Source organism: Kitasatospora sp. NPDC101176, from assembly GCF_044768035.1.
Lineage (GTDB): Bacteria > Actinomycetota > Actinomycetes > Streptomycetales > Streptomycetaceae > Kitasatospora.
This window is the reverse complement of the sequence record NZ_JBIWPA010000005.1, coordinates 192,003-207,575: the sequence shown is the minus strand read 5'-3', so window position 1 is coordinate 207,575 and position 15,573 is coordinate 192,003. Positions and strand designations below refer to the sequence as shown.

The window sequence follows — 15,573 nt, the reverse complement described above, 5'->3', positions numbered from 1 at the left end:
ACTCCCGAGGGGGCACGTCACCGCTGCCCGCACGCCCCGGCTCGCACCCCGGGCCGACCGGCCCGCCGGGGGCTGTCACTGCTCGGACGGCTGCCAGCGCTGCTCGACCCCGGCCAGCTTCCAGTAGCCGATCGCCGCGGCCCAGACCACCACGAACAACCCGGCGATCGCGTACCCGACGTTGTCCAGCGAGATGTCCGCGATCCAACCGCTCACCGGGTCGGTCAGGTCGAGCTTCTCGTGCAGCACGCCGACCAGTTCGATCGTGCCGATGACGAAGGCCACCGCGATCGACAGCCCCGTGATCGTCAGGTTGTAGTACACCTTGCGCACCGGGTTGGAGAAGGCCCACTGGTACGCGAAGTTCATGAACGTCCCGTCCAGCGTGTCGAACAGGCTCATCCCGGCGGCGAAGAGCAGCGGCAGGCAGACGATCGCGTACCAGGGCAGCCCGGCCGCCGCGCCCGAGCCCGCCATCACCATCAGGGTGACCTCGGTCGCGGTGTCGAAGCCCAGGCCCAGCACCATGCCCACCGGGAACATCTGCCCCGGCCGGGTGATCGACCGCGTCGCCCGGTTCAGCACCCTCGCCAGGAAGCCGCGCGAGTTCAGGTGCTCCTCCAGCTGCGCCTCGTCGTACTTCCCGGCCCGCATCGCCCGGAACACCTTGAGGATGCCCACCAGCGCCGCCAGGTTGAGCGCGCCGATCAGGTACAGGAACGCGCCGGAGGCCGTCGTGCCGACCATCCCCAGCCACTGGTGGGTCGTCGACTCGTCGTCCATCAGGGTGTTGGCCAGCTGGGCGCCGCCCGCCACCAGGGCGGCCATGATGACCACCATCGAGGAGTGCCCGAGGGCGAACCAGAAGCCCACCGACACCGGGCGCTTGCCGTCCGCCATCAGCTTGCGGGTGGTGTTGTCGATCACCGCGATGTGGTCGGCGTCGAAGGCGTGCCGCATGCCGAGGGTGTACGCGGTGATGCCCAGGCCCACCCCGAAGACCTGGGTGCCGACCGCGTAGTTGTGGGGCGCGACCAGGAAGAACAGCGTCCCGAACGCGACCACGTGCATGGCCAGGATCACGCCCATCAGTCCGGCCGTGCGGACGGTGTCCTCGCGCTTCCAGCGGAACGTCGGCAGTGCGGACGGCGCCGCCGGCGCCCCGGGGGCGGCGGTTTCGGGCAGGGTCATACGGGGATCACGCTCCAGCACCTCGTGGAAAGACTTCGTGAGATGCCGTGGCCGGTCTCCTGGCTTACGGGGCACCCGTACCCGCCTTCCCGGACGCGCGAAGCGCCCAGTGGCGTCGTGGATACGGACGACTCCCCCCGATCACAGTGGCGAGGGCCGCTCCGGACTGGGACCCCTGAGGGTCCGTCACCGGTCTTCCCGAGCACCACGGCGGGCAACACCGTAGGGGGCCCGGCTCCACCCATGCAAGGCTGCGCACCTGCGCAGGTGTCCAGGATCACAGGCCCCGGCCTGCGAGAATGTCCGCATGCATCTCGTACCGGCCGACCGCGCGGACCACCGCACCATCGACGGACACCGGGTCTGCGAGGCCATCGCCGCCATCGGCGACACCGCGCACGTCCGCACCTGGGCCGAGCGGTTCTCCCTGCTCGCCGACCCGGGCCGGCTCGCCCTCCTGCTCGCCCTGCACCGCGCCGGTCCGCTCGCCGTGACCGACCTCGCCGTCGCCACCGGCATGCGCGACCCCGCCGTCTCCCAGGCCCTCCGACTGCTCCGCACCGCCGGCGTGGTCACCGGCGACCGCGACGGACGCGTCGTGCGCTACCGGCTCGTCGACGACGCCCTGCGCCCCCTCCTCGACCCCTGCGCCGCCGCCGACCACCACGAACCCACCGCTGCCACCGGCTGACCCGCCCCGGACGGACCCGCCGGAGCGGGGCCGGATGAGTACGATCTTCGTGTGCTGAACCGCCTGCGGCGCCGGCCCCGGCCCTGGCCCGACGAAGACCGCTGGGAGACCTGGCCCGTCCGGGCCCGCGTCCTCGCAGTCGCCCGCACGCTCACCTCGGCCACCCGGGTGCTCGACGTGCTCACCCTGCTCGTCCGCCCGCAGCTCGGCGTCCGGTGCTACCTCACCGTCAACCCGGGCTCGGCGTTCACGGCGGGCCTCGGCCCCTACCTGGCCGACCAGCAGCCCGCCGTCACGGTCATCCCGTGGGAGGAGGCCGTCCGGTACGAGTTCGACCTCGCGGTGTCCTGCGCGGTCCACGCCTCCATGCACCGGCTGCGCGCCCCGCTCGTCGTCCTCCCCCACGGCGCCGGCTACAACCGCCTGGTCGCCGAGTCCACCGGGGACGGGGTCAGTGCCGCCGGCCTGTCCCGTCAGGAGCTCACCCACCGGGGGCGGGTCTTCCCCGCGGTCATCGGGCTGTCACACGAGGAGCAGTTCGAGCGGCTGGCGGCCACCTGCCCCGAGGCGCTGCCGCACGCACGGGAGGTCGGCGACCTCACCTTCGCCAGGATGCTGGCCAGCCGCGGCCGGCGGGACGCCTACCGCGCCGCCCTCGGGGCCGTCGACGGCCGGCGCCTCGTCGTCGTCACCTCCACCTGGAGCAGGCACTCCCTGGCGGCGCACTGCCTCGACCTGCCGCGCCGGCTGGTCACCGCGCTCCCCGCCGACGAGTACACCGTGGCCGTGGTCCTGCACCCCAACGTCTGGGACCGGCACGACCCCGAACTGCTGCTGGCCACGGCCCGGGGCTCCGGCCTCAGGCTGATCCCCCCGCACCAGGGCTGGCAGACCGCCCTCGTCGCCGCCGACCTGCTGATCGGCGACCACGGATCGGTCTCCTTCTACGGCGCGGCATTGGACCGCCCCACCCTGCTGGTGGCCACCGGCGCCGCCGAACTCGACCCGGGATCCCCCACCTACGCCTTCGGCCAGGCGGCACCCGCGCTCGACCCGGACGGCGACCTGCACGCCCAGCTCGAAGCGGCCGTCGCGACGTACGACCCGGAGCTGCTGCGCCCCGTCACCGACCGCTCCCTCGGCCAGCGCGACCGGGCCGTCCCGGCCCTGGCCCCCGTCCTGTTCGGCTTCCTGACGGACAAGGTCGACGACCTCACCACCCCCACCGCCCTGCCGCCCTACCCGGCCCCGGTACCGCTCCCGGCGGAGCGGCCGACCGCCTACGACGTCGAGGGCGAGTGCGCGGACGGCGAGGTCTCGGTACGCCGGTACCCGATCGACCCGCAGGGCCACCCCCGGGGCTTCTTCGCCCTGGACGCCGCCGAGACCACGGTGGAACTGCGCTCCGTGGCCGAGGTCCTGGCCAGGACGGAGGTCGACGCCGAGGAGCCGGCCGGGCGCTGGATCGTCGAGGCCGCCGACGGGATCCCCGGCCTCGCCGTGACGGTGGCCGCCCTCGCCCGGGACCGCTGCGCGCTCCGGCTGCGCACCGGCGAGCTCCTGGAGGCACGCGCCGAGGCCCCGTGGGCCGGCGCCGAGCCCCGGCTCGACCCGCTGCTGCTCGGCGCGGCCGTCGCGCTCTGGCTCGCCGAGGGCGGCGCCCCCGGCACCCTGCCCGACCACGGCCTCACCATCCGCACCGGCCGCCACCGCACCCGGGTGGCCTTCACCCCGCCGCCCTGAGGCCTTTCCCCGGCACGGTGACGGTTTCAGCCCTTCAGCTCCTCCAGCCGGCCACGCGCCCGCTCGGCGAGTGCCGCGTCGCCCAGCTCCTCCGCGAGCGCGGCGAGCAGGGTGAAGGCCTCGGCCTCCTTGGCCCGCTGGCCGAGTTCGCGAGCCCGCCGCGCGCAGTCCTCGGCGGCCCGGACGGCGAGGTCAAGCCGCCCCAGCGCGCGCTGGGCCCGGGCCCGGACCAGCGGCAGCCGCATCAGCATCGGGTCGCCGGTCTCCTCCGCCCGCGCCGTCGCCTCGTCCAGGACGTCCAGCGCCTCCGCCGCGCGCCCGGCCGCGACCAGCGCCTGGGCGACGTTGTAGCTCTGCACCACCACGCCGTGCGGATCGGTGCGGTTGTCCTCCAGGGCCAGCCGGAACAGCTCCACCGCCTGCTCCGGGCGCCCGTCGGCCAGGCAGAGCAGCCCGTGCGTCTCGTGCAGCACGCCGCTCAGCTGCGGCTCCCCGACCAGCGCCAGCTGCTCCGAGGCCAGCGCCAGCTGCTCGGCCGCGCGGGGGAGGTCCCCGAGCTCGTAGTGGGCGCGGGCCAGCTGGTTGCGCATCCGGATCACCGCGTCCGGGCGGTTGTCCCACTGCGCCGACTCGACGCCGAGCCGGTGCGTCTCGATCCAGTCCCCGTAGTTCTTGCCGCTGTGGTAGAGCGCCCAGAGCGATTCGCACAACCGCCACACCTCACCGTGCCAGCCCTGTTCGGCCGCCGCCCGCACCGCCTCCCGGAGGTCGGCCCGTTCGGCCCGGAGCCACTCCAGCGCCTCCGCCTTGGAGGCGAACTCCCGCCCCGGGGCGTCGGGGGCCTCCTGGAGCCGGAACCGCTCCCCGAGCACCAGCGCGTCGGCCGCGGCGGCCCGGGCCCGGTAGTAGGCGACCGCGCGGGCCAGCAGGCCGGTGCGGTCGGGGAGTTCACCGGCCGTGCGGCGGGCGTGCAGACGCACCAGGTCGTGTGCGCGGAACCGCTGCCCCGGCCCCGGGTCCACCACCTCGTCCAGCAGGTGGGCCGCGCGCAGTTCGCTCAGCCCGTCCCGGACGCGCTCGACGCCGGCCGCCTCCGCCAGCTCGGCGGAGACGAACGGCCCGGGGGCGGTACCGACCAGCCGGTACAGCGCCCGGGCCGCCCCGGAGAGCCGCCCGTACACCTGGTCGAGCATCCGGTCGACCCCGCCCTCCTCGTTGCTCAACGACGCCAACCTCCGCTCCGAGTCAGCGAGTTCGGCCACCACCTGGTCGACATCGAGCTCGTCGTGGTCGACCAGCTGGAAGCCCACGGCGTTCAGTGCCAGCGGCAGTCCGCCGCAGAGTCCGACCAGCTCGTCCAGCTCCCGGTCGGTGCCCCGGTCGGGCCCGAGCCAGCGGCGCACCAGCTCCGCACCGGCCGGGGTGCTCAGCGGGTCCAGCCGCCGCACCTCGGCGCCGTCGAGGACCAGACCGGGCAGGCGTCGCCGCCCCGCGACCACGACGAGCCCGTCGGACGGCAGCAGCGTGCGGACCTCCCCCGCCTGCTCGACGTTGTCCAGGAACACCAGGACGCGCTTGCCGGTCGTCACCGTCCGGTACGCCGCGGCCCGCTCGGCCAGGGTGGCCGGCACCTCGGCCCCGAAGGCGCGCAGGAACCCGGCCAGCACCTCACCGAGGTCGACCCCGCCGAGGTGGCGGTAGGCCGCGAGGTCCGCGTAGAGGTCGCCGTCCGGGAGGTGCGCGCGGTGCGCCGCGACGAACTGGGAGATCAGTTCCGTCTTCCCCACGCCGCCGAGGCCGGTGAACGCCACCACCGCCGGACCGGGCTCGTCGAGCCGGCCGAGCGCCCGGACCAGGGCGGCGAGTTCACCCTCCCGGTTGACGAAGGTGGGCCGCGGTCTGCGGACCTGACGGGGCGTACCGGGCGGCGGCGGGCCCTGGTGCAGGTGCACCGCCCCGATGCTCTGGGCCTGCACCACGTGGCCCCCCACCGTCCCCGAGACGGTGTTGGCCACCTCCCGCCGCTCCATCCGCCTGCTCCCTCCGGCCGGTCGGCCCCAGCCTACGGGCTGGGCTCCCGGCCGGGGCGTGATCGGCCGGTCAGGTCGTCTGGCAGGTGGGGCACCAGAAGAGGTTGCGGGAGGCGTGCTGCTCGGTGCGGACGTCGGTGCCGCAGACCAGGCAGGGCATCGCGGCGCGGCGGTAGACGTAGACCTCGCCGCCGTGGTCGTCGACGCGCGGCGGGCGGCCCATCGCCTCGGGGGTGTGCTCGGGGCGGACGGTGTCGATCCGGCCGGCGCCGACGCCCTCGCGCATCAGGGCGACCAGGTCGGCCCAGACGGCGTCCCATTCGGCGCGGGTGAGGTCGCGGCCGGCCCGGTGGGGGTTGATGCCGTGCCGGAACAGCACCTCGGCCCGGTAGACGTTGCCGACCCCGGCCAGCACCTTCTGGTCCATCAGCAGGGCGGCGACGGTCGTCCGGCTGGCCGACACCCGGCGCCAGGCGGCCTCCGGGTCGGCGTCGGCGCGCAGCGGGTCGGGGCCGAGGCGGGCGGCGACGCCGGCCTTCTCGGCGCCGGTGACCAGGGCGCAGGTGTTGGGGCCGCGCAGGTCCGCGTAGCCCTCGTCGTTGGCCAGCCGGAGCCTCACCAGGCCGACGGGTTCGGGGGCGGGGCCGGTGGCGAAGGTGAAGCCGCCGTAGAGGCCGAGGTGGACGTGCACCCAGGCGCCCTCCTCGAAGCCGAGGAAGAGGTGCTTGCCCGTCGCCTCGGCCGCGGTGAGCAGCTGCCCGTCGATGCTCTTGGCCTCGTCGGCGAACCGGCCCTGCGGGCTGGAGACCTCGACCGGTCGGCCGCCGAAGGCGCGCAGGTTCTCGGCGGCGAGGCGGTGGATGATGTGGCCTTCGGGCACGGGCGTCAGCTCCCCCGGGTGGTTCGACAGGCTGGTGGGCCCCGGCGGGCCGGGGCTCCGGCGGGCTGGCGGCCCGGCGGTCCGGTGCTCCGACGGGACCGCTCCATCATCGCAGCCGCCACCGACGGCCGGGCCCGGCCGGGGAGGTCAGCGGACCGGCATGCCCATCAGCCGGGCGAGGATCACCCGGTCCAGTTCGGCGGCGGTGCCGGCCACGTCCAGGTAGGAGTTGTCGATGATCGGCAGCCCGGAGTTGTACCAGCCGGCCATCCGGCCGTGGATCCGGGCCACTTCCTCGTCGCCGAGCCGGCGGTTGCCGTTGCGCCGGGCGTTGCGGCGCAGCACGGAGTCGAGGCTGGGCAGCAGCACGACGGGGATCATGCCCGGTCCGATGTGGCGCTTCCACCCGCCGAGTCCGATGGCCGGGCGATCCGGGAAGACGGCGTCGTCGATGATGCAGGAGATGCCGTTGGCGAGGTAGTTGCGGCAGGCGAAGCCGCACGTACGGCGGGCGAGCCGGTACTGCGCCTCGGAGGCGTTGTTCCAGCCGGACTGCGGGTTGGCGAAGCCGGACTGCACCCATTCGCGGACGTCGTCCAGGCTGATGTGCGCGGTCGGGGTGGGCCGCCGCTCGGCCCAGTACCGGGCGACGGTGGTCTTTCCGGCGCCGGCCGGGCCGATCAGCAGGACGGCGATCGGCCCGGTGGGCGCGTGCCGCTGCGGCGGGTGGGCGGGCAGCTGGACGGGCATGCCGGAGGGCAGCACGAAGTGGCCGGTGGCCCCGGCGGGGACGGGCGCGCTCGGTGCGCTCGCCACGGGGGGCGCACCGGGTACGGACACCGGCGGGGCCGGCGCGGCGGGCACCGGGGCCGGCGCGGGCGTCGGCACGGGTGCCGGGGGCATCGGCGGCGGTCCGGCCGCACCTGCGGGGCTCGTCGGACCGATCGGACCCACGGGGTTCGTCGGGCTCATCGGGCCCGTCCCCGCCGGCTGCGCTCCCGGTGGGAGCGACGGCCCGGCCCCGGGCCCGGCGGGCCCCGGCGGCACCGGCGGAGCGACGGGTCGCGGCGGGACCTGCCCACTCCCGGCGTACTGCGTCACGGTCACCTCCGACACCTCTCAGCGGGGACGATACACGTCGGCCCGGCGGCGGGCACAGTCCGCCGCCGGGCCGCTGACCGGCCGTCAACGGGGTGTCAGCGCGTGGTGAGCCGTTCGGCCAGCGCCCGCAGGGCCAGCTCGTAGGAGCCGAGCCCGAATCCGGCGATGGTGCCGGAGGCGACGGCGGCGATCACCGAGGTGTGCCGGAAGGTCTCCCGGGCGTACGGGTTGGAGATGTGCACCTCGATCAGCGGCGCGGTGCGCTGGGCGGCGGCGTCCCGCATCGCGTACGAGTAGTGCGTGAACGCGCCCGGGTTGATCACCACCGGCACCTTGCCGTCGGCCGCCTCGTGCAGCCACTCGACCATCTGCTGCTCGGAGTTGGTCTCGTGCACCTCGACCTCGAAGCCGAGCTCCCCGCCGAGCGCCGTGCAGCGCTCGACCAGCCCGGCGTAGGAGGTGGCCCCGTAGACGTCGGGCTCGCGGCTGCCGAGCCGGCCGAGGTTGGGGCCGTTGAGCACCATGACCCGGGTCACGCCGAGACCTCCGCGTAGGCGGCGACCAGCAGGGACGGGTCGGGGCCCTCCAGGACGGAGGTCTTGCCGAGGCCGTCCAGGACGATGAAGCGGATCAGGTCGCCGCGCGACTTCTTGTCGATCTTCATGGCGTCCAGCAGCTTCGGCCAGGCCGCGGCCTGGTAGGTCAGCGGCAGGCCGACGGAGGCCAGCACGGTGCGGTGCCGGTCGGCGGTCTCGTCGTCCAGCCGGCCGGCCAGGCGGCCGAGTTCGGCGGCGAAGACCATGCCGATGGAGATCGCGGCGCCGTGCCGCCACTTGTAGCGCTCGTTGCGCTCGATGGCGTGGCCGAGGGTGTGGCCGTAGTTGAGGATCTCGCGGCGGCCGGACTCCTTGAGGTCCCCGGAGACGACGTCGGCCTTGACCTGGATGGCGCGGCGGATCAGTTCGACGGTGTGCGGGCCGTCCGGGGTCTTGGCGCCCTCCGGGTCGGCCTCGATCAGGTCGAGGATGGCCGGGTCGGCGATGAAGCCGCACTTGATGACCTCGGCGAGGCCGGACACGTAGTCGTGCCGGGGCACGGTGGCCAGGGTGTCGAGGTCGGCGAGCACGCCCACCGGCGGGTGGAAGGCGCCGACCATGTTCTTGCCCTCGGCGATGTTGATGCCGGTCTTGCCGCCGACGGCCGCGTCGACCATGCCGAGCAGCGTGGTGGGCATGGAGATCCAGCGGACGCCGCGCAGCCAGGTGGCGGCGACGAAGCCGGCCAGGTCGGTGGTGGCGCCGCCACCGAGGCCGACGACGACGTCGCTGCGGGTGAAGCCGGTCTGGCCGAGCACCGACCAGCAGTACGCGGCGACCTCGGCGCTCTTGGCGTCCTCCGCGTTGGGCACCTGCAGCGCGATGGCCTCGTAGCCCTCGCCGAGCAGGTCCTCGCGGATGGCGTCGGCGGTGGCGGCCAGCGCCTCGGGGTGGATGAGCGCGACCCGCTTGGCGCGGGTGCCGATGAGCGGCGCCAGCTCGCCGAGCAGCTGGTGCCCGATCAGCACGTCGTACGGGTCGTGGCCGGCGCTGCCGCCGACGTGAATCCTGACGATGGGGTCAGTCATGGGGGGTCTTCAGCTCCAGTGCTTCCAGTACGGCGTCCGCGACCTGCTCGGGGGTGCGGCCGGCGGTGTCGACGACGGCGGTGGCCACCTCCAGGTAGAGGGGGCGGCGGGCCTCCATCAGCTCGCGCCAGCGGGCCCGCGGGTTGACGGCCAGCAGCGGGCGCGGCGCGTCCAGGCCGACCCGCTTGACCGCGTCCGCCAGCGGGACCTCCAGGAAGACCACCGGCAGTTCGCGCAGCAGGGCGCGGGTGGCCTCGGCCAGCACCGCACCGCCGCCGAGCGCGAGGACGCCGTCGTGCTCCTCGGCGCCGGCGCGCACGGCCCGGACCTCCAGCTCGCGGAAGTGCGGCTCGCCCTCGTCGATGAAGATCTCCGGGATCGGCTTGCCGGCCAGCGCCTCGATGTCCGCGTCGGTGTCCCGGAGGGCGACGCCGAGGCGGTCGGCCAGGGCCCGCCCGACGGTGGACTTGCCACTGCCGGGCGGGCCGACCAGCACCACGATCGGGGTGCCCATTACCGGACGATCAGGTGGTCGAGGTAGTTCTGCACGTTGCGGCGGGTCTCGGTGACGTGGTCGCCGCCGAACTTCTCGTTGACCGCGTCGGCCAGCACCAGCGCGACCATCGCCTCGGCGACGATGCCGGCGGCCGGCACGGCGCAGACGTCCGAGCGCTGGTGGTGCGCCTTGGCCGGCTCGCCGGTGCGCACGTCCAGGGTCTGCAGGGCGCGCGGCACGGTGGCGATCGGCTTCATCGCGGCGCGCACCCGCAGGACCTCGCCGGTGGACAGGCCGCCCTCGGTGCCGCCGGAGCGGCCGGAGGTGCGCCGGACGCCCTCGGGGGTGGGGACGATCTCGTCGTGCGCCTGGGAGCCGGGCACCCGGGCCAGCTCGAAGCCGTCGCCGACCTCGACGCCCTTGATCGCCTGGATGCCCATCAGCGCGGCGGCCAGCCGCGCGTCCAGCCGGCGGTCCCAGTGGACGTGCGAGCCGAGGCCCACCGGCACGCCGTAGGCGAGCACCTCGACGACGCCGCCGAGGGTGTCGCCGTCCTTGTGGGCCTGGTCGATCTCGGCGACCATCGCCTTCGAGGCGTCCTCGTCCAGGCAGCGGACCGGGTCGGCGTCCAGCCGGGCCTCGTCGGCGGGCTGCGGGACGACGCCGGCCGGGGCCTTGGCGGCGGCCAGCTCGACCACGTGGCTGACGATCTCGATCCCGCAGGTCTCCTTCAGGTACGCGCGGGCGACGGCGCCGAGCGCGACCCGGGCGGCCGTCTCGCGGGCGCTGGCGCGCTCGAGGATCGGGCGGGCCTCGTCGATCGAGTACTTCTGCATGCCGGCGAGGTCGGCGTGGCCGGGCCGGGGGCGGGTGAGCGCCTCGTTGCGGGCCAGGCCGGCCAGCACCTCCGGGTCGACCGGGTCGGCCGACATGACCTGGTCCCACTTGGGCCACTCGGTGTTGCCGACCATGATCGCGACGGGGCTGCCCATGGTCTCGCCGTGCCGGACGCCGCCGAGGAAGGTCACCTCGTCCTGCTCGAACTTCATCCGTGCGCCGCGACCGTAACCGAGCCGGCGGCGCGCCAGCGCGTCGGCCACCACCGCGGTGGTGACCGGTACACCGGCGGGCAGGCCCTCCAGCGTCGCGACGAGTGCGGGGCCGTGCGACTCCCCCGCCGTCAGCCAGCGCAACGTACCCAACGGAGCTCCTTCATCAGCGGACCGGCCACGGCACCGCCGGGGCCCGCCCGGGCGTGCCTTGTGCCTGAATCCTTTCATGCCCCGGCAGCACCCGTGGGCACAGTCCGCGTGCCGGACGGCAACCGGCCAACCGACGGGACGGTACACGACGGGTTCCGGCCAGGAGCGGGCTCCGGCCGCTCCCGGCTCGCACCGGTTCACCGCCCTGCCGCACCGCGTCGGCTCCCGGCCCGCACCGCGTCGGCACCGGGCAGCCGCGGCGTCAGCGCCCGGCGAGCGCCCGTTCGCCCGCCGCCCGCATCGCGGCCAGCGGGCCCGGGCCGCGCCCGGTGAAGGCCTCGCTCTGCAGCACCGCCTGGTGCACCAGGAGGTCCAGCCCGCCGAGGACGGTCGCCCCGCGCGCCGCGCAGGCGGCGGCCAGCGCGGTCGGCCACGGGTGGTAGAGCACGTCGAACAGCGCCCCCGGCCCGGCCGGCAGCTCCGCGGCGAAGCCGTCGGTCGCGCCGGCAGGCGTGGTGGAGACGGTCAGCGGCCGGGCCAGCGCCTCGGCGCCGCGCTCCCAGTCCGCGGTGCGCACGGCGACGCCGAGCCGTTCGCCCAGCTCGGCCATCTCGCGGGCGCGCTCCGGGCTGCGCACGTAGACGGTCACCTCGCCGGTGCAGACCTGGGCGAGCGCCGCGAGCGCCGAGGAGGCGGTGGCCCCGGCGCCCAGCACGGCCGCCTCCGGCACCGAGGTGATGCCGCGCTCGCGCAGCGCGTTGACGAGGCCGGGGACGTCGGTGTTGTCCCCGGTGCGCCGGCCGTCCGCGGTGAACACCACGGTGTTCACCGCGTCCACCGCGCGGGCCGCCGCGCTGACCTCGTCGAGCAGCGGGATGACCGCCCGCTTCAGCGGCATGGTCAGCGACAGCCCGGCCCACTCGGCCTCGTCCAGTCCGGCGAGGAAGCCGGGCAGGCCGGCCTCGTCCACCTCGAAACGGTCGTAGCGCCAACAGTCCAGACCGAGCGCCGCGAAGGCGGCGCGGTGCAGGTCCGGCGAGAGCGAGTGGGCGATCGGGGAGCCGAGTACCGCGGCCCGGTGCTTGCTGGTCAACGCTTCGTCTCCGTGAACTGTCGTCCGGCCCGGGCTACTTCGCGGTGCAGTGGCCGCGTGCCTCGTCGAAGCCCTGCCCGGCCGCCTGGCAGTACTCCTTGACGTTGGCGTAGTGCTCCTTGCTCGTCTCGGCGAAGCGGGTCTCGGTCGGGGACATCGCGATGAAGTACAGCCACTTGCCGTCGGCCGGGTGCAGCACCGCGTTGATCGCGTCGTCGCCGGGGTTGGAGATCGGCGTCGGCGGCAGACCCTGGTTGATGTAGGTGTTGTACTTGTTGGACGCGTCGTCCATGTCCTTCTTGGTGAGCTCCTTGCGGCCCAGCGAGTACTGCAGCGTGGTGTCCATGCCGAGGCGGTGGTGGGTCTCGGGCTCGTTGGCCAGCCGGTTCTGGATGGTCTTGGCCATCTTGGCGAAGTCGGCGGTGTTGTTGCCCTCGCGCTGCAGGATGCTCGCCTCGATGAGCACCTCGTAGCCGTTCTTGAGGCCCACCGAGGCGGCCTGGGCGTCCAGGTTCGCGTACTTGTCGGTGGCGTTCTTCACCATCGCCTTGAGCAGGTCCTCGGGCTTCATGCCGTCGGCGATGTTGTAGCGGGTCGGCCAGAGGAAGCCCTCGACCTTGCCCTGGGCGTACGCGGGCAGGCCGAGGTCGTTGACCTGGGCCGTGGCGACGCCCGCGGTGGTGCCCTTGGCGAGCTTCAGCTTGGTGTCGATCATGGCGTAGATCTCGCTGGAGTTCTTGCCCTCGGGGATCACGATCGCCGCGCCGCCCGCCTGCGCGAGCAGTTCCTTGAGCGCGTCGGCGGCCGGCATCTCCTTCTTCAGCCCGTAGAAGCCGGGCTGGACGGTGCCGCACTTGGGTTCGGCGTTGCACGCCGCGCTGAAGGCGTCGACGCTCTTCACCACACCGGCGTTCTTCAGCACCAGGCCGATCTGCCCGCCGACGGCGCCCGACTTGACCTCGACCTGGACGGAGCCGGTGCCCTCGCCGGTGAAGTCCGGCGGCGGACCGAAGTGGTCCTGGTAGAAGCCGTAGCCCCACCAGCCGGCGCCACCCATGGCGCCGAGCAGCACCAGCGCGACCAGCAGGCAGGCCCCGCCGTTGCGGCGCCCGGACTTCTTGCCCTTCTCCTTGCGCTTCTTCTGCGCGTCGCGGGAGTTGTCCTCGTCGCCGAGGAAGCCGGACTGCCCGGCCTCGGCCTCCTCCTCCGCGTACGCGCCGTCCTCGTGGTGGCCGTCCTCGTGGCCGTCCCACTCGTCGGTCTCCGGTTCGGGCCCGGCCGGGGCTGCGCCCGCCTCCAGCGCGGCGGCCTCGGCCTCCCAGTCGATGCCGTCCGGACCGGGGCCGGAGGCCGGGGCGGGGGCGGCCGGCTGGGGTGCCCGGCGCCGGCCCTGCGGCTGGCCCGGCTGCCCGGGCTGGGCGCCCTGCTGCGGCATGCCGGGCTGCTGCACACCCTGCTGCTGCATGTCGGCCTGCTGCGGCATGCCCGGCTGCTGGGCGTACCCCTGCTGTGACATCTGCTGCTGCGACATCTGCTGCTGGCCCATCGGCTGCTGCATCTGCGGCGGCATCTGCTGCTGGTACCCCTGCTGCCCCATCTGCTGCTGCGGGTACTGCTGCTGGCCGTAGCCCTGCGGCGGCATCTGCTGCTGCGGGTATCCCTGCTGCCCCGTCTGCTGCTGGCCGTAGCCCTGCTGCGGCATCTGCTGCTGCTGGTACCCCTGCTGCCCCATCTGCTGCTGGTACCCCTGCGGGTATCCCTGCTGGCCGGGATGCTGCTGGTCCATCGGCTGCTGCTGGTACCCCTGCTGCGCGTCCCCGTAGGCCTGCTGGCCCTGCGGGTACTGCTGCCACTGGCCGTCCTGCTGGCCGGGGACCGGCTGCTGACCGCCGTACCCGGGATCACCGGGGTGCCACGGCTCGGAGCCCTGGGGGCCGTAGCCCCGACCCAGATCGGTCATTGATCCCCTTAACCGACGAAGACGGCCGGAGGATCGGACCGGCCGTCCGGGACGCCGTCCCGGATGATTCTCGAACCGGCGTGCTAGCGCAGCGCCTGGGAGGAGACGTTACCGTACCGCAGACGCGCCCCCGGCAGGGCGGACGTGGCGTCAGTGCCCGACCTCGCCCGCCGGCGCGCTGCCCGGCGTGGCCGCCGCCGGGCCGGAGGCGGCACCCGACGGGCCGCCCGGGGACGTGGCCGAGGCGCTCGGTTTCGCCGTCGCGCGGTAGGCGTTGAACTCCGCGACGTTGCGCTGCTGCACGTCGAAGCTGTCGGTGAAGCGGGTGTCGCCCGGCTTCACGGTCACGAAGTAGAGCCAGTCCCCCTGTGCCGGGTCCAGCGCGGCCATGATCGCCTGCCGCCCCGGGTTGGAGATGGGGGTGGGCGGCAGTCCGGGGTGCAGGTAGGTGTTGTACGGGGAGTCCAGGCGGGTGTCGGTGACCGTGGTGTTCAGGGTGGAGCGGCCGAGCGCGTAGTTGATCGTGGAGTCCAGCTGCAGCGGCATGCCCTTGGCCAGCCGGTTGTAGATCACCCGGGCCACCTTGCCCATGTCCTCGGTGTTGTCGGCCTCGCCCTGGACCATGCTGGCCACGGTGACCAGCCCGTAGAGGCTCTGTCCGAGGGTCTGCGCGACGACGTCCGCGTCGTCCCGGCTGAACTCCTTGCCGGCCCGTTCGACCATCTGCTTCAGCAGGTCGACCGCGGTGGTGCCGTCGGTGACGCTGTACGTCGCGGGGAAGAGGTAGCCCTCGGGGCTGCCGTTGGCGAAGTCCGGCAGGCCCAGCTCGGCGCCCTGGTCCTTGGCGGTGCGCTGGGTGGTGCCCTCGGGCAGGTTGAGCTTCTTGTCGATGGCCGCGTAGATCTGGTAGCCGCGCCAGCCCTCGGGGATGGTCAGGCCGTTGGCGTTGGCCGGGTCGATCAGGATGGCGAGCGCGGCCGCCGCCGACATCTTCTGCTTCAGGGTGTACGTGCCGGGCTGGATCCGCCCGGCGGCCGCGGCGCTGCCCTTGGCCGCCCGGGTGAAGGCGGTCGAGCTGGCCACCACCCCGTTGCGCACCAGCGCGGACGCGATCTGGGAGAGCCCGGCGCCCTCGGGCACCGAGACCTGGACGCTGCCGGCGCCCTCCCCCGCGAAGTCCGCGGCGGCCGGGGGCTTGCGCTGTCCCTGGAGCCAGCTGTAGCCGGCCAGTCCGGCCCCGCCGAACACCGCGACCAGGGCGAGCGCCGTGAGCGCACAGGCGAGTCCGTTGCGCCGCCGGTGGGGATCCGGTGCATCGGAGCGCGGGCGGCGCGCACCCGGCGGACGGCCCTGCGGCTCCAGCACCGGCGCACCCAGGTGGCCGGGGGTGAGCCCCGGGTGGAAGTCCTGGTCGGTCATGGCTCGTGTCCCCTCGGCGGTCCCGGAACAGACGAGAGGGGTGGGGGGGGGGGCGGGCGCCCCCCCCCCCCCCCCCCCCGGCGCCCCCCCGCGCGCCCACGCCCCCCCCCCCCCCCCGCCCGCGCCGCGGCGCCGCCCCCCCG

13 protein-coding genes and 1 riboswitch are annotated in these 15,573 nt (G+C 74.4%); of the genes, 2 read left to right on the top strand and 11 right to left on the bottom strand.

What is annotated here, in order from left to right; all coding sequences use genetic code 11:
* Window positions 1-75 precede the first annotated feature (75 nt).
* Window positions 76-1,191 (bottom strand): HoxN/HupN/NixA family nickel/cobalt transporter, encoded by a 1,116-nt coding sequence (locus tag ACIRS1_RS10665; protein ID WP_402838399.1) that lies wholly within the window; start codon window positions 1,189-1,191, stop codon window positions 76-78.
* Between the two features lie 31 nt (window positions 1,192-1,222).
* Window positions 1,223-1,416: riboswitch (cobalamin riboswitch) on the bottom strand.
* 82 nt (window positions 1,417-1,498) lie between these two features.
* On the opposite strand from ACIRS1_RS10665, the gene ACIRS1_RS10660 reads away from it, so the two are divergent.
* The gene (locus ACIRS1_RS10660; RefSeq protein WP_360214364.1) at window positions 1,499-1,882 is read left to right on the top strand and encodes a metalloregulator ArsR/SmtB family transcription factor; all 384 of its coding nucleotides are present in this window, start codon (window positions 1,499-1,501) and stop codon (window positions 1,880-1,882) included.
* A 51-nt stretch (window positions 1,883-1,933) separates the two neighbouring features.
* The gene (locus ACIRS1_RS10655) at window positions 1,934-3,625 is read left to right on the top strand and encodes a hypothetical protein (RefSeq protein ID WP_402838397.1); all 1,692 of its coding nucleotides are present in this window, start codon (window positions 1,934-1,936) and stop codon (window positions 3,623-3,625) included.
* A 26-nt stretch (window positions 3,626-3,651) separates the two neighbouring features.
* On the opposite strand, the gene ACIRS1_RS10650 is transcribed toward ACIRS1_RS10655, so the two are convergent.
* The 10 genes from ACIRS1_RS10650 to mltG (ACIRS1_RS10605) all read right to left on the bottom strand — a co-directional run bounded on the left by ACIRS1_RS10650 (window position 3,652) and on the right by mltG (ACIRS1_RS10605) (window position 15,430).
* Complete coding sequence (locus ACIRS1_RS10650) at window positions 3,652-5,655, bottom strand: hypothetical protein (protein ID WP_402838395.1); 2,004 nt, start codon at window positions 5,653-5,655, stop codon at window positions 3,652-3,654.
* Window positions 5,656-5,725: 70 nt separating this feature from the next.
* Window positions 5,726-6,535, bottom strand: a complete 810-nt coding sequence (locus tag ACIRS1_RS10645; protein WP_360214370.1) for a DNA-formamidopyrimidine glycosylase family protein — start codon at window positions 6,533-6,535, stop codon at window positions 5,726-5,728.
* 147 nt (window positions 6,536-6,682) lie between these two features.
* A complete protein-coding gene (locus ACIRS1_RS10640; RefSeq protein WP_387900029.1) occupies window positions 6,683-7,636 on the bottom strand; it encodes an AAA family ATPase in 954 nt (317 codons plus the stop codon).
* Window positions 7,637-7,731: 95 nt separating this feature from the next.
* Complete coding sequence (aroQ, locus tag ACIRS1_RS10635; protein ID WP_360214388.1) at window positions 7,732-8,160, bottom strand: type II 3-dehydroquinate dehydratase; 429 nt, start codon at window positions 8,158-8,160, stop codon at window positions 7,732-7,734.
* 8 nt (window positions 8,161-8,168) lie between these two features.
* Window positions 8,169-9,260: a 3-dehydroquinate synthase gene (gene aroB, locus ACIRS1_RS10630; RefSeq protein ID WP_360214374.1), complete on the bottom strand. Its 1,092-nt coding sequence runs from the start codon at window positions 9,258-9,260 to the stop codon at window positions 8,169-8,171.
* Window positions 9,253-9,774 carry a shikimate kinase gene (locus ACIRS1_RS10625; protein ID WP_360214376.1) on the bottom strand — a complete coding sequence of 174 codons (522 nt, stop codon included), beginning with the start codon at window positions 9,772-9,774 and terminating at the stop codon, window positions 9,253-9,255. Before ACIRS1_RS10625 ends, aroB begins: the two co-directional genes overlap by 8 nt.
* The gene (aroC, locus tag ACIRS1_RS10620; RefSeq protein ID WP_360214378.1) at window positions 9,774-10,958 is read right to left on the bottom strand and encodes a chorismate synthase; all 1,185 of its coding nucleotides are present in this window, start codon (window positions 10,956-10,958) and stop codon (window positions 9,774-9,776) included. Before aroC ends, ACIRS1_RS10625 begins: the two co-directional genes overlap by 1 nt.
* A 262-nt stretch (window positions 10,959-11,220) precedes the next feature.
* Complete coding sequence (locus ACIRS1_RS10615) at window positions 11,221-12,051, bottom strand: shikimate dehydrogenase (RefSeq protein WP_402838391.1); 831 nt, start codon at window positions 12,049-12,051, stop codon at window positions 11,221-11,223.
* 34 nt (window positions 12,052-12,085) lie between these two features.
* Window positions 12,086-14,011 (bottom strand): endolytic transglycosylase MltG, encoded by a 1,926-nt coding sequence (gene mltG / locus ACIRS1_RS10610; RefSeq protein ID WP_402838389.1) that lies wholly within the window; start codon window positions 14,009-14,011, stop codon window positions 12,086-12,088.
* Window positions 14,012-14,161: 150 nt separating this feature from the next.
* Window positions 14,162-15,430, bottom strand: coding sequence for an endolytic transglycosylase MltG (gene mltG, locus ACIRS1_RS10605; protein WP_402838387.1), 1,269 nt, complete (start codon window positions 15,428-15,430; stop codon window positions 14,162-14,164).
* Window positions 15,431-15,573: the final 143 nt, after the last annotated feature.